This window comes from Paenibacillus wenxiniae (assembly GCF_039822605.1).
GTDB classification, from domain to species: Bacteria; Bacillota; Bacilli; order Paenibacillales; family Paenibacillaceae; genus Saccharibacillus; species Saccharibacillus wenxiniae.
In genome coordinates, this window is sequence record NZ_JBCGUH010000002.1 from 237113 (window position 1) to 250185 (window position 13073).

Here is a 13073-nt window from a genome sequence, read left to right on the forward strand (position 1 = left end):
TCAACGATGCTGATTTCTGTGATGAATTCCTATGAATATAATTAGAGTGAGCTAGGCAACGAACGGGTCATGTTCAAATACACCTGTGTTAATTCGTCGAACCATTCTTTATCTTTGATCACCAGTGCAAGGTCGATCAGTGATTTCAATTGCTCCGATTCCAAAGTAACATGATCTTGGAAAGAAATTTCTGCTGTAGCCGATACAGTACCTTCCGCATCCTGTTTCATAAACACACGAATGGTGCTATCCATATATTCCTGTCTGAGGAAATAAATAACTTCGCTCATCAAAATCGGGCGGGAGTGAGTAGGATATACACAATCCATCACTTTAACCCAGTAATGTTTATTAGTCAGCTCAACTTCGTTTTCATTATTGATCAGGCGGCTATCGGCTTCAATATGATATTGCAACTCCATCGTTTGTACAGGGAAATTGCGATTTAATTGTTTATGAAGGACAGCATAAATTTGCTTTTCGTCTAATTTAATCATGCTAATCATTCCTTTGCTAATGTTCTCGTTTAATGGTAAAAGTTAGTATCCATGTGTTGTGCCCATTTACGGCTTTTTAGGAAGTCAGGTGACGATGCTTAAAAATAGAAATATACTTGGTTGATAAAGTATATCGGTCTATAGTCATATCTTTTGTATAGTATTTTTGTCGAAATAGATAAAAAAATGGTAACAGTATTGATAGAAATGACTATAACGTATGTGAAAGGGGCAAAAAAACATGCCAGCTATACCCGATCATTTGCAGCAGCAACTAAATATTTTATTTGTCGGTTTTAATCCGAGTCTTCGTTCAGGTGAAGTAGGACATCATTATGCCAATCCGCGCAATCGATTCTGGAATATTTTGTATCGTTCCGGGCTAACGCCGAGACTGTACCATCCAGACGAAGATGGCGATCTGTTAGAGCTTGGTTACGGCTTTACGAACATCGTTTCACGTCCTACACGGGGGATTGATGATATTTTGCCGGAGGAATATGCAGAAGGACGGGTAGAACTACGTGAAAAAATTGCCCAATATCGTCCGCGTATCGCCTGTTTTGTCGGTAAAGGGGTGTATACGAAGTATAGTCAGCGCAGTCAGGCACCGTGGGGCATTCAATCCGAACCGGTCACTGAAGGTGTAGTGGAGTTTGTAGCGCCTTCATCCAGTGGGCTAGTACGTATGCCGCTAGACGATATTATCGATATTTATCGTGAGTTGCGTATATACGCAAATGGTGAACAAGATAACGACTGATTTAAATCCAGCTAAAAGTAAGCAAAAAGAATGATCTTCATCATTGTGGGGTTAGCATCGACTGTGAGTAAGGCTGTTATCGAATCCTATTTTATTGGAATGTAGCGAAATGTATACAGACTGATTAGATCAGCGTACAAAGTTTATAGGAGACCATTTACTACTATGTCATGGAGGAAATAAACATACAGGGTAATGAGTTGAAATAAATATACAGGCATCATCTGGAGCAGAGACGGTTTGAATAAAGTCTCTGCTCTATTTAATGCAGAGCTAACAATGAAAGACTACGATATGAGTTGCAAGAAAAGTCGTTATTTTGTTTATGCAATAATTTAAATTATAGATAATTTGACATTTGGCTCATTTCGCGCTTTAATTATATAGACCAATCGTTATAATTGTTAAATAAGCGGATGAATGACGGAAGCGATACGAATGGATTATGCGTTAGAGGAGTGATTTCATTGGGCGAAAAGTCCAATGCTAAGGAACAAATTGTGAACACGGCTGCACGCTTATTTTTCTCACAGGGATATCATGCGACCGGTCTTAGCCAGATCATTAAGGAAAGTGATACGCCAAAAGGCTCGTTGTATCATTATTTTCCCGAAGGCAAGGAAGAACTGGCACTGGTATGTATTGAGAAAGCGAATCTGCATGTGATGGATAAATTTCACGAGAGCTTTTCCAAACATAAGACAACAGGTGATGCCATTTATGATTTTGTATATCATATGGCGATCGAGACGGAGCAGTCAGGATATACGGGATTTATTCCGTTTAGCTTCTGGGCATCAGTAGAAGCATCCTGTATTAGCGATCGATTGCGGCATGCATGTCAGGAAGTTTTTGCAGGCTGGCAGCACATTATTGCAGCACAGCTATTGCAAGAAGGAGCAGACGAAGAAGCGGCAGAGAATGCCGCCATTTTGACGCTATCGATGATGGAAGGTGCACTCATCATTAGCCTGACAAATCAAAACAACAAGCCATTGCTGACGGCTGCACAATATTTGTCCAGTGTGATGAATACCGTTCGTCGTCGTGGTTAAACTGTGCCTGTCTTAGAAGGCATATACTACACATAGAGAAAGACAATCAAGGAGGATGGGAAAGTGGACGCGTCCATGAATCAAGGTTCTGCTGAGAACCAACAAGAAACAAAACAATACAAGGTAATGCCTATTTTATTTGCGATGCTACTGAGTGGTTTTATCGGTTTATTCGGTGAAACGGCACTAAATGTAGCGATCACGCCGCTGATGGGGCTGCTACAGGTCGGACCCACAACGATTCAGTGGTTAACTACAGGTTATTTGCTCGTCATGGGTATTCTCGTTCCGGTGTCGGGTACGTTGCTACAATGGTTTACGACACGTCAACTGTTTACAACGTCGCTAGTATTTTCGATTGCAGGTACAATCGTTGCGGCGATGTCACCTACATTTGAAGTGTTGATGATTGCACGTCTGTTGCAAGCGGTAGGTACAGCATTGCTATTGCCGCTTATGTTTAACACGATTCTCGTTATTTTCCCGGTAGAGAAACGCGGTTCGGCAATGGGGCTAATCGGGCTTGTTATTATGTTCGCTCCAGCTGCTGGTCCGGCGATCTCCGGTCTGATTCTGGCAAGTCTGTCCTGGCATTTTATTTTCTGGATTTCACTGCCGTTCTTTGTTATCTCGCTCATCTTTGGTTTGCGTTTCCTGCCGAATATTTCTAAGCTGACCAAGCCGAAAATCGATGTATTATCGATTATACTGTCTACGCTCGGCTTTGGCGGTATCGTCTATGGTTTCAGTAGTGCCGGTGGACATGGCGAGAGCGGAAGTGGCTGGAGCAGTCCAATCGTGATCACAACGCTTGCGATCGGCGCAATCTCGCTGCTGTTGTTTAGTATCCGTCAATTGCGGATGGAACAGCCGATGATCGATCTGCGCGCCTTCCGTTATCCGATGTTCACGATCGGTCTAGTGCTCGTATTTATTTGTATGATGGTTATTCTGTCTTCGATGCTCATTTTGCCTATGTATTTGCAACAGGGGATGGCACTGAGTGCCTTAACCGCAGGTCTGGTGATGTTGCCAGGTAGCCTGCTCAACGGCTTCCTGTCTCCAGTTATGGGACGTCTATTTGATAAATTCGGTCCTAAATGGCTCGTGACGATCGGTCTGGTCGTTGTGGCAGCTGTATTGTTCCTGTATACAAGCATTCATTCGACGACGCCGATTGCGGTCATTGTCACGCTGCATATTTTCATGATGGTCGGTATTTCGATGATTATGATGCCTGCGCAGACGAATGGTCTGAACCAGCTGCCAAGTCATTTTTATCCGCATGGTACCGCGATTATGAATACGCTGCAACAGGTTGCAGGTGCGATCGGTACTGCGCTGGCTGTTAGTATTCTGAGTGCAGGTCAGAGCGGTTATTTGAGCCGTGTCGCTGATCCAGCCAGTACGACGAATCAGCTCGCTGCCTTTACTGCGGGCGTGCAGAACGCGTTTGTTTTCGCTATGGTTCTGGCTGTTGTAGGCTTGTTGTGCTCGTTGTTTATTAAACGTGTACGTGTTGGCAAGCAAGCTGGACAGGGTTCTGCGCATTAAGATTGTGGTGTAGAAGCGATTAACATTTCAAATATGCGTTTCTAATATAGTGTGTATACCGTGCATTACAGATGATTATATCTGTGATGTGCGGTATTTTATTTTGTAGCTATTGCGGTATTATATTTGCAGTGTTTGGATAAGAAGTAGGGGAAAAGCAGAAGAGGAAAAACAACCTTAATATCGCTCGCTGGTACAGGAGAAAGCTAATTACGTTTGGTTGCCTGCTTTTAGCTGTAAGCCTTAGATAGCACAAAGAAGCTGGATATTGCTCGCTGGTACAGGAGAAAGCTGATTACGTTTGGTTGCCTGCTTTTAGTTGTAAGCCTTAGATAGCACAAAGAAGCTGGATATTGCTCGCTGGTACAGGAGAAAGCTGATTATGTTTGGTTATCTGCTTTTGGCTTTAAGCCTTAGAGCAGGGTATTTCTCTGTTATTGTGCTAAACTGCTGCCGAATCTGCTTTTATGGACCGCGGAATTTTGGTATGCTACGGCGTATAAGCAGCTGTGAATAAGCTGCAAAGGATAGTGATATGACCCGTTGTACCCGATGCTATACATTTGGAAATGGACAAGAAGGGGAGTTAAGCTCCATTTTATCCATTTGCAAGTTTGGATAGACGGGTTGGGTATCGATGTATTGTTTACACTGGCTTGATACTATGGATGAACTACAGGAGGCGTATACAATGATTACGATTGATCCGCAATCGATTTCTACTGTGCAAAATTATAAGTTGGTGACCGGCTCGGTTGTACCGCGTCCGATTGCCTGGGTCAGTACATTGACCGAGGGTGGTGTATTGAATGTGGCGCCATTCAGTTATTTTAATATTGTCGCATCCGATCCGCCGATTGTCTCGGTATCTGTAGCGCGCCGAGAAGGGCAGATGAAAGATACTGCGCGCAATGCGGTAGCAAGCGGCGAACTGGTGATCCATATCGTCAGTGAGCATTTAACCGAGGAGATGAACCGTACAGGTTCTACCCTTCCACCGGAGCAGAGCGAGCTGGAATTGACGAGTCTTAGCACCGTACCTAGTGAGCGTGTAGCGGTGCCAGGTATTCGTGAAGCGCTGGTGCGATTTGAATGTAAGCTGGAACAGCATATTCCGATTAAAAATGATGCAGGCGATATATCAAATGATCTGCTGCTGGCACGCATCGTATGTTATCATTTTGATGAAAAAGTCGTTGACGCTGAAAAGTTTTATGTGCACACGAATGAGCTTAAACCTGTCGCACGTATTGCCGGTAATGAGTATGCACGTTTGACAGATCCGTTTGTCGTTGAACGTCCGCTCTGATTGGCGTTGTTGTCAACTATTGTAACGCTATAGAGATAGAGGGGGAGAAGGCATGTCTAAACCGTTAGAGGGCAAAACAATCGTGATTGCTGGCTCGCGCAAGCTAGATGAGATGACCGCATTAATCGAACGTCAGGGTGGAGCAGCTGTTGTACGCTCTTTGCAGGGTATGACGATGTTTAAAGAGGAAGAGATCCAGCAGGAGCTGCGTACACTGATCCAGCATCCTCCAGACTGGATGATATTCACAACCGGTATCGGTACAAATGCTTTATTTGGAGCAGCAGATCGTCTAGGTATTGGCGATGCGTTCCGAACTGCGATCAAACAATCCCGTCTGGCGATTCGGGGCTACAAAACGTATAATGCGCTCAAAACCGAAAATCTGGCTCCAGATGTACGCGATTCAGATGGAACGGTACGCGGACTGGAAGAGCAACTACAGGAAGTAGATTTGAGCGGTGCGCGCATCTGGGTACAGCTACATGGAGAGCCAGCGCCTGAACTGGTGCAATTTCTAATGAGCAAAGGTGCAGAGGATGTGCATACATTAATGCCGTATTTGAATATTCCGCCAGAGCAAGCGACGTTGGAGCAGCTTCAAGCGGAAATCCAGACTGCTAGCATAGATGCCATTTGCTTTACAACGGCAGTACAGGTGCGTAATTTATTTGCCAGTGCACATGCGATTGGCGATGAGGATGGACTGCGAAAACAACTGAATGAAACAGTGGTAGCCGTTTCGGTCGGTAAAGTCACTTCGCAAGCACTGGAGGAAGAAGGGATCACACGCATCGTTGCACCGGAAAATGAACGTATGGGTGCAATGATCATCGAAATGTGTCGCTATTATGAGCAGCAGTCCGTATAGGGCTGCTGTTTTTTTGAGCAGCATCAGCAAAAGATGCATACGATACTGAAATGGTTATTGAGTGGAAATGCAAGTATAATGGGTAATATTACTATTGATCGTGTTCATGATTTTCTAACACGATGTTCAATAAAAAGGGATGTTGCAAAGCCCAATATGCTACTGCTGAACGTGTTAGCGCTATTGTAACATGAGGTTGAAGAAGAAGTGTGCGTTAAGCCAAATGTCTTACTTCTTTAACAGGTTCGTTTGCCATCGATCTAGTCTCTAATCTATGCAAACGACTACTAACCAATTATTAACGCTTGTATACTCCAGTAGCAGCAATGGAAACTTAGCGACAGCAGTACAGACATTAAACTTTATATTATGGATAGACAGGAGAGGATATTATGTACAAGCAGTGGACAGCGGATATGATCCCGGATTTGACGGATAAACGAATTGTAATTACAGGCGGTAGTGGAGGACTTGGACTGGAGACAGCGCGGGCGTTAGTCGCTCATCATGCTCATGTGGTTCTGGCTGTGCGTAATCTGGAAAAAGGACATCAGGCTGCGGCTGGACTGCTGCGTGAATATCCACAGGCACAGGTAGAGGTGATGCAGCTCGACCTGGCGGATCTGCAAAGTGTGCGTACATTTAGCGAAACATTTTTGCAGCGTTATACATCGCTGGACGTTCTGATTAACAATGCCGGCGTGATGGTTCCACCGCTAGGCCGTACAAAGGATGGTTTTGAGCTGCAATTTGGCAGCAATCATCTCGGCCATTTTGCTTTAACCGGACTGCTGTTACCGGTACTGCTGGATACACCGTCCTCACGCGTGGTGACACTGAGCAGTATTGCTGCACGAAGCGGATATATTTATTTTAACAATCTGAATGCACAGATCGGTTATAGTGCAATGAAATTTTATGGACAGAGTAAGCTTGCCAATCTGTTGTTCGCTCGCGAACTGCAAAAACGTTTGCAGGAAACAGGGGCATCGACGATCAGTATTGCCGCTCATCCGGGTGTTGCCAATACGAATCTGATCTCGCGCGGCTCTGGAAAGCAGGCAGGTAAGGCAGCGAGTTTTGTATGGGGGTTATTCAGTCAACCAGCCGATTTAGGGGCATTACCAACGTTGTACTCAGCAGTCGAGCCTTCGTTACGTGGCGGTGAATATATCGGTCCAGACGGTAAAGGCAGCCGTAAAGGCTATCCGCAACCTGATCTTTCGTTTGAGCATAAATATAATGATTCGACCGCTTCCAAGCTATGGCGCGTATCGGAAGAAATGACAGGCGTACAATTTCCATTCCGTCAACCGGAAGCGGTACAGGAGTGAAAATGGAGCAGCAATTGTTAAATTTAAGTAAATCTTTCTAAGGCGAGAGCATACCGCAAAGCATGATTGAACAGTGTATCACAGCATGTGGTGACAATTGTATGAGACTTGCATTGGATTTTCATGAAAAATGTATATTCTCATGTCATGTTATGTTAAAATGAGACTATCATTGATACAAAGGAGAATCACACCCATGACTATACCGAAAACGTTAACGATAGCTGGCTCGGATACGAGCGGCGGTGCAGGTATACAAGCAGATCTGAAAACTTTTCAGGAGCTAGGCGTGTACGGCATGACCGTGCTAACGACGATCGTGGCGATGGAACCGAAAACTTGGAATCATCAAGTGTTTCCCGTTGATCTGGGCGTTGTTGAAGCACAATTGCGTACTGTAATGGAAGGGATCGGCTTTGATGCCGTGAAAACAGGGATGCTCGGTTCGGTCGAGATTATCGAGCTGGCTGCTAATTATCTCAAACGTTTCCCACTGAACCGTATCGTCATCGATCCGGTTATGGTGTGTAAAGGTACGGATGAAGTGTTACAACCGGAAAATACCGAAGCGATGCTCGATCTGCTCATTCCTGGTGCAGATCTAGTAACGCCAAACTTGTTCGAGGCTTCGCAACTTGCCAAAACAGGTCCGATCCGTACAGAGGAGCAAATGAAAGAAGCGGCTGTGCGTATTTATGAGCATGGCGCAAAGCATGTACTGATCAAGACGCGTGGCAAAGTAAAAGAAGGTAAAGCACTGGATCTGCTGTACGATGGTAAAAACTTTGATTGGTTTGAAGTGGATGCGATTGCGACACAATTCACACATGGTGCTGGTTGCACCACATCCGCAGCCGTAACGGCAGGTCTTGCTAAAGGTCTGACGGTCAAAGAAGCATATGGTGAAGCGAAAAACTTCATTACCCAGGCGATTGCTAACGGCTTCCGCCTGAATGAATTTGTAGGTCCTACCCTGCATGCTGCACATCGTTTGCAGCTTAGCTAACATCTCAGGCACAGGCGAAAGCCGCCAGAGTGGAGGAACATCAATGAATCGCTTAACAAGATGGGTATGGGGAGTTAGCCTGGCGAGTACGATTGTCCTCGTCACTGCTTGCTCGTCGGGCAAGTCGGAAGCACCTGCTCCGTCTGCACAGCAACCTGCGACAGAAGGAAGTTCTTCTGAAGCTACAGGAGCTGGTGGAACAGGAACGACGAATCCTGAATCGTCAGAAGGCAGCATGGATACAGGCTCAGGTGAGACGAATCAAGGTTCCACAGACAGTAACACTGGCAATGGTAGTCATACAGCGCCAGCGCAAAGCTCGGATTCATCGGGTTCGACCGGTAGTAATGCCGGCTCCGAGACGAGCAATAATGCCGATCCCGAACTGACTCCACAGACGACGGAATTGAAAATCAGCTCTGTCCAGCAGGGACCGGGTCAATTGTTTTTACGTGTGGATGAAATGCCTAAAGGTTACGGTGTGAGCAAAATGGAGTGGGAATCTCCAGGTTATAACGAAACAGCCACGTTTGATCAGGCTGTACAAAATGGTAAGAACGGAAAAGATGGTTTTTTTGCAAGCGGTGATCAGCGTAATTTCGGTTTTATTTATAGTGGAAGCCACAGTGGACAGACAGGTAAAGTGACGCTTACGCTGCGTAATAGCAGTGGAGACGAGCTGACCTGGTATGATCATGTGACCTTGCAGTAAATAAAATGAGTATGATGCTTCGCAAAAAAAGCCTCTGCGCTTCTATGGGCAGGGGCTTTGTGCTGCCTTGCCGCTGCCATTTTACTGTAAAAATACAGGCATACAAGGACGATATTTCCATATTCATGCCTGTAGGCTACACATTTTAAAAAAAAATTAAAATTTAAACGTAAAGTCGTGGAAAATGGGTTGAAATTAGAAGGTTGGAAGAGTTATCATTTGGCGTAAAACAAAGATAATAATATTCATAGCGAGCTTGTTGAATGCAAAGCAGTTCAGTATGGAAGCAGTCCCCGTACGCTGGTGTTGCCGGTCGTGCGCTGTAGTGCAGCAATATGGAACGACGATCATTTTTGGATCATTCAACAGGCTGAATAGGATTTCACACCAGCAGTAAAATCATCCCATTATGCCACCATGAGAAAGGATATGAACAAAATGAGAGTACATCAATTTACAGTTCCTAACAATCTTGACCGCGCACACCTGCTGCGTATTGCTACTGAATCTTCCCGCTTTGCTGCGGACATTCGCATCACCTTCGGCCCAGACGAAAGTCGCCGTGAAGTTGACGTGAAAAGTCTGCTCGGCATGATGCTGACTATTATTCACTCCGGTACTGAAGTAACGTTGACTACACGTGGTAAAGATGAACTGGAAGCATTGGAGTATGTACAGGGATTGTTTGAGCAAGCGGTGATTGAGCCGAGTGCGAGCCTGTAATACGCGTTAATTGTACATTTTCTGTATAGATACAATGACTGTAAACAAGATGTATCTATATATTATGTACCTATACATCATGTACGGATACGTACATCGATCATCTTTCAACCGAATTTGAATCGATTGTACGTAATAAAAAGCCCTCTCAACGATTATGTTGCTGTGACTACAGCACGAAACGTTAGAGGGTTTTTTGTATTGGATTAGCAATTAAAGCCTTATTGAGTTTTCTATATTCAACATATGACCACAAGCATGTTTAAATAAGAAATAACATCGACCCGTTCAATAATTATGAAGCATGCATGAGATTAAATATATAGGGTCTAGTAAGAAGACATGCGCTGCTTCACTTCAATTGACCATTCAAACGATGCTGTAACAGATACAATGTGCAAATAAGCATGATGGATACGCACAGAGCGAGGGCAAAGAAATAAGGGGAAAGGACGACTTCTAGTGTTAGCGATTTCCTAACACGGGGTTCAATGAAAAAGGATTTTTGCGAAGCAAAATATCGTACTGCTTCAGTGTTAGTGATTTCCTAACACGGGGTTCAATGAAAAAGGATTTTTGCGAAGCAAAATATCGTACTGCTTTGAGCACGGGAATCTACAATGATCTCCTATTCCGTAGATTCCTGCGTTCCACCGGAGGACGTCCCCTTATTCCTTGACGGAGCGGTGCATGGAGTGCGCGCAAATCGATTTGACCATAATCACAGTTAAGATGGTTTGGAGTATATTTTCTTCGACAACACCAACCAGTTAACTCAACTGCAACCGATACTTTTTCGGCGTAAAGCTACTATACTTTTTAAACGCTTTGGAAAAGGAAAATACGTCCGGATACCCTACAGCATAAGCAATCTCAGCCAGCGAATCGCTCGTTTCAAGCAATAATCGACGTGCTTTTTCCATTTTGAGACTACGAATATATTCGGCAGGAGGGACTTTATACATGTGATGAAATTGCTTGCTAAAATGAGTACGATGGATGCCGACATGTTCGGCTACATGGTTGACGGTAATACTTTTATGATAATGAGCGTGGATATAGTCTATGGCTTCTTCCATCCAGCCGGTTTGTCGTTTCAGCTCAGCATGATCGGTGCGGCTTTCGCTGCACTGGCAAAGTAGGCCGAATATTTTGTATAGCATTTCCATGCGACGTAATTCAGAAGTGAAGGTATCAGGCTCGTGTTTTGTGTTTAATATGGTAGTGTAGCACTGTAATAAACAATCAAACAATTCATGACTTAATTCGCTATAGCCTTCATGCATACCGCTCTGTCGGATAAGCAAATCGGCTTGTGCGCCATTAAAGCCGATAAAAAAAGTTTCCAGCGGTTCGTCTGTATTGTTGATATATTCTAATGTGCTGTGGGAGGGCACGCACCATACGTTATTTTTGCCTAATACATAATTTTGTCCATTTTTGATGATCATGCCATCCTGACGTGTAGCGACCCAGAAGGTCGTACTATTCGCAGAGAAAATGCGTCTGGTGTCCGGATTTAATAGATAGCGACCCGCCTGTGTTACCGTTAGACCGCCCGCCTGTGCAAAAGAGGAGGGGGTCGTGCGGAATCGTTCGCTGCGTTCATATTCGGTAATGATCGTAATATCTTTTGCCATAGGCAAACTATCATCCTTTCCTAATACACTACTAAATTCCATTATACAACACGTTTTGACAAATAAAAACAATACATATTGACATTGTTTGCTAATCTTAAAATTTGCTATGATTTAAATCACGGTATTCCTACTATATTAATGGGAATAGGCTCGCGGAAATAACGTTTGTCCGGTAAGGAATAGAACCGGTTCGCTTGACGAAGCTCTGGAGCTTTTGCCCGATTTGATGCTAACCAAAATGGAGGATAGATCATGAAAACAATCACAGCTAAATGGGCAATGTTGCTCGCCGCCGTACTTCTCGTATCTGGAGTGCTGGCAGCGTGCGGTGGCTCGAATCAAGCCGCAGACGGAAAAGTTACAATCAGTTTTCTTCACTGGCGTGGAGAAGATACACAAGCATTCCAGCAGATTATTGCTGCATTTGAAAAGCAAAACCCGAATATCAAAGTGGATATGCAGACATTAACGTCAGATCAATATCAAACGACTGCACAGGCGAAGCTGACCGATGGCTCGGTTGGCGATGTGTTTGCTTCATTCCCAGGTGCGCAGTTTGCCGCTTTATCCAAAGCCGGTCTGTTCACAGATTTAAGCAATGAATCGTTTGTGAAAAATTATAATGCTAGCCTGATTGACGCAGGTAAACAGGACGGTAAGCAGCTTGCTCTGCCTTACCAGCTTGTTTACAATCAGCCGATCTACAACAAGGCTATTTTTGCAAAATATAATCTGACGCCGCCGAAAGATTGGGACGGCTTTCTGAAAATGTGCCAGACGTTAAAAGATAATGGCATCATTCCGATCGCCTTTGCCGGTGGAGATATCGGACCGGGTCAGCTCATGAACTCGATGGTAATGAACAATGAGCCGAGCGAAGATATTTTCACGAAAGTAGAAGCAGGACAGGCGAAGCTGACCGATGAATTCTGGGTGAAAACATTGTCGCAGTTCAAAGAGCTGAACGATAAAGGTTTCTTCCAGCCGAACTCACTCGGCACCAAAGATGCTGCTGCCGGTGCATTGTTCATTCAGGGCAAAGCTGCGATGCTGGCAAGCGGATCATACCAGCTGACACAAAATGCGAAGCAAAATACAGAACTACAGCAAGGTCTGCTGGCGCCGATTACCGTAGCAGCGGATCAAGCGAAATACGAAGGTGTGCATACGAGTACATTTATGCTTGCTGTGAACAGCCGCTCCAAACATCCAGAAGAAGCGAAAAAGTTCCTCGCTTACTTAAGCCAGCCCGAAGTTGCTGCACAATATGCAAATGCAACCGGACAGAACGTAACGCTGAATGATGTGAAATACGATAGCCCTGAGCTGAAAATCGTACAGGAATGGGCAGATAAGAAAACGATCTTCCAGCCACGCTTTACGATTTTGAAGGCTGAAAACCAGAAAGCGGTGACGAACTCCATCCAGGCTGTGCTTGGCGGTGCAACACCAGAGCAAGCGGCACAGGATGCGCAGGCGATTATCGATCAGCAGGTCGGTAAATAAGTCGGCTTGGATGATGAACAGGTTCGATCATCAAGCAAGTACAACTCAAGTAGAGTAAAGCTAAGCGGATGATCAAAACGATAACAACAGCTACCGCCGG

12 protein-coding genes are annotated in these 13073 nt (G+C 44.7%); 10 read left to right on the top strand and 2 right to left on the bottom strand.

Features of this window, described 5'->3' with window-relative positions; genetic code table 11:
* Positions 1–41: 41 nt before the first annotated feature.
* On the bottom strand, positions 42–497 hold the full coding sequence (locus AAHF22_RS04170; protein ID WP_347323713.1) for an IDEAL domain-containing protein: 456 nt from the start codon (positions 495–497) through the stop codon (positions 42–44).
* 241 nt (positions 498–738) lie between these two features.
* Here AAHF22_RS04170 and AAHF22_RS04175 point away from each other — a divergent pair, with 241 nt between their 5' ends.
* The 9 genes from AAHF22_RS04175 (at position 739) to AAHF22_RS04215 (ending at position 9824) form a co-directional block, all read left to right on the top strand.
* Positions 739–1260 carry a mismatch-specific DNA-glycosylase gene (locus tag AAHF22_RS04175; RefSeq protein ID WP_347323714.1) on the top strand — a complete coding sequence of 174 codons (522 nt, stop codon included), beginning with the start codon at positions 739–741 and terminating at the stop codon, positions 1258–1260.
* 467 nt (positions 1261–1727) lie between these two features.
* Positions 1728–2315, top strand: coding sequence for a TetR/AcrR family transcriptional regulator (locus AAHF22_RS04180; RefSeq protein ID WP_347323715.1), 588 nt, complete (start codon positions 1728–1730; stop codon positions 2313–2315).
* A 75-nt stretch (positions 2316–2390) separates the two neighbouring features.
* Positions 2391–3869 carry an MDR family MFS transporter gene (locus AAHF22_RS04185; RefSeq protein WP_347324098.1) on the top strand — a complete coding sequence of 493 codons (1479 nt, stop codon included), beginning with the start codon at positions 2391–2393 and terminating at the stop codon, positions 3867–3869.
* Positions 3870–4560: 691 nt separating this feature from the next.
* Positions 4561–5178, top strand: a complete 618-nt coding sequence (locus AAHF22_RS04190) for a flavin reductase family protein (RefSeq protein ID WP_347323716.1) — start codon at positions 4561–4563, stop codon at positions 5176–5178.
* A gap of 52 nt (positions 5179–5230) precedes the next feature.
* Positions 5231–6049 carry a uroporphyrinogen-III synthase gene (locus AAHF22_RS04195; RefSeq protein WP_347323717.1) on the top strand — a complete coding sequence of 273 codons (819 nt, stop codon included), beginning with the start codon at positions 5231–5233 and terminating at the stop codon, positions 6047–6049.
* Positions 6050–6441: 392 nt separating this feature from the next.
* Positions 6442–7383, top strand: coding sequence for an oxidoreductase (locus AAHF22_RS04200; protein ID WP_347323718.1), 942 nt, complete (start codon positions 6442–6444; stop codon positions 7381–7383).
* Between the two features lie 196 nt (positions 7384–7579).
* Positions 7580–8389 carry a pyridoxine/pyridoxal/pyridoxamine kinase gene (pdxK, locus tag AAHF22_RS04205; protein ID WP_347323719.1) on the top strand — a complete coding sequence of 270 codons (810 nt, stop codon included), beginning with the start codon at positions 7580–7582 and terminating at the stop codon, positions 8387–8389.
* 43 nt (positions 8390–8432) lie between these two features.
* Positions 8433–9101 (top strand): hypothetical protein, encoded by a 669-nt coding sequence (locus AAHF22_RS04210; protein WP_347323720.1) that lies wholly within the window; start codon positions 8433–8435, stop codon positions 9099–9101.
* 438 nt (positions 9102–9539) lie between these two features.
* Positions 9540–9824 (top strand): HPr family phosphocarrier protein, encoded by a 285-nt coding sequence (locus AAHF22_RS04215; RefSeq protein WP_347323721.1) that lies wholly within the window; start codon positions 9540–9542, stop codon positions 9822–9824.
* 770 nt (positions 9825–10594) lie between these two features.
* Here the strand turns inward: AAHF22_RS04215 and AAHF22_RS04220 are convergent.
* Positions 10595–11464, bottom strand: coding sequence for a helix-turn-helix transcriptional regulator (locus AAHF22_RS04220; protein WP_347323722.1), 870 nt, complete (start codon positions 11462–11464; stop codon positions 10595–10597).
* A gap of 255 nt (positions 11465–11719) precedes the next feature.
* On the opposite strand from AAHF22_RS04220, the gene AAHF22_RS04225 reads away from it, so the two are divergent.
* Complete coding sequence (locus AAHF22_RS04225; protein ID WP_347323723.1) at positions 11720–12973, top strand: ABC transporter substrate-binding protein; 1254 nt, start codon at positions 11720–11722, stop codon at positions 12971–12973.
* The last annotated feature ends 100 nt before the right edge of the window (positions 12974–13073 follow it).

Coding starts and splice junctions, on each gene's coding strand:
- AAHF22_RS04210 (WP_347323720.1), top strand. CDS start 8,433: ATGAATCGCTTAACAAGATGGGTATGGGGAGTTAGCCTGGCGAGTACG.
- AAHF22_RS04185 (WP_347324098.1), top strand. CDS start 2,391: ATGAATCAAGGTTCTGCTGAGAACCAACAAGAAACAAAACAATACAAG.
- AAHF22_RS04195 (WP_347323717.1), top strand. CDS start 5,231: ATGTCTAAACCGTTAGAGGGCAAAACAATCGTGATTGCTGGCTCGCGC.
- AAHF22_RS04220 (WP_347323722.1), bottom strand. CDS start 11,464: ATGGCAAAAGATATTACGATCATTACCGAATATGAACGCAGCGAACGA.
- AAHF22_RS04225 (WP_347323723.1), top strand. CDS start 11,720: ATGAAAACAATCACAGCTAAATGGGCAATGTTGCTCGCCGCCGTACTT.
- AAHF22_RS04215 (WP_347323721.1), top strand. CDS start 9,540: ATGAGAGTACATCAATTTACAGTTCCTAACAATCTTGACCGCGCACAC.
- pdxK (WP_347323719.1), top strand. CDS start 7,580: ATGACTATACCGAAAACGTTAACGATAGCTGGCTCGGATACGAGCGGC.
- AAHF22_RS04170 (WP_347323713.1), bottom strand. CDS start 497: ATGATTAAATTAGACGAAAAGCAAATTTATGCTGTCCTTCATAAACAA.
- AAHF22_RS04200 (WP_347323718.1), top strand. CDS start 6,442: ATGTACAAGCAGTGGACAGCGGATATGATCCCGGATTTGACGGATAAA.
- AAHF22_RS04175 (WP_347323714.1), top strand. CDS start 739: ATGCCAGCTATACCCGATCATTTGCAGCAGCAACTAAATATTTTATTT.
- AAHF22_RS04190 (WP_347323716.1), top strand. CDS start 4,561: ATGATTACGATTGATCCGCAATCGATTTCTACTGTGCAAAATTATAAG.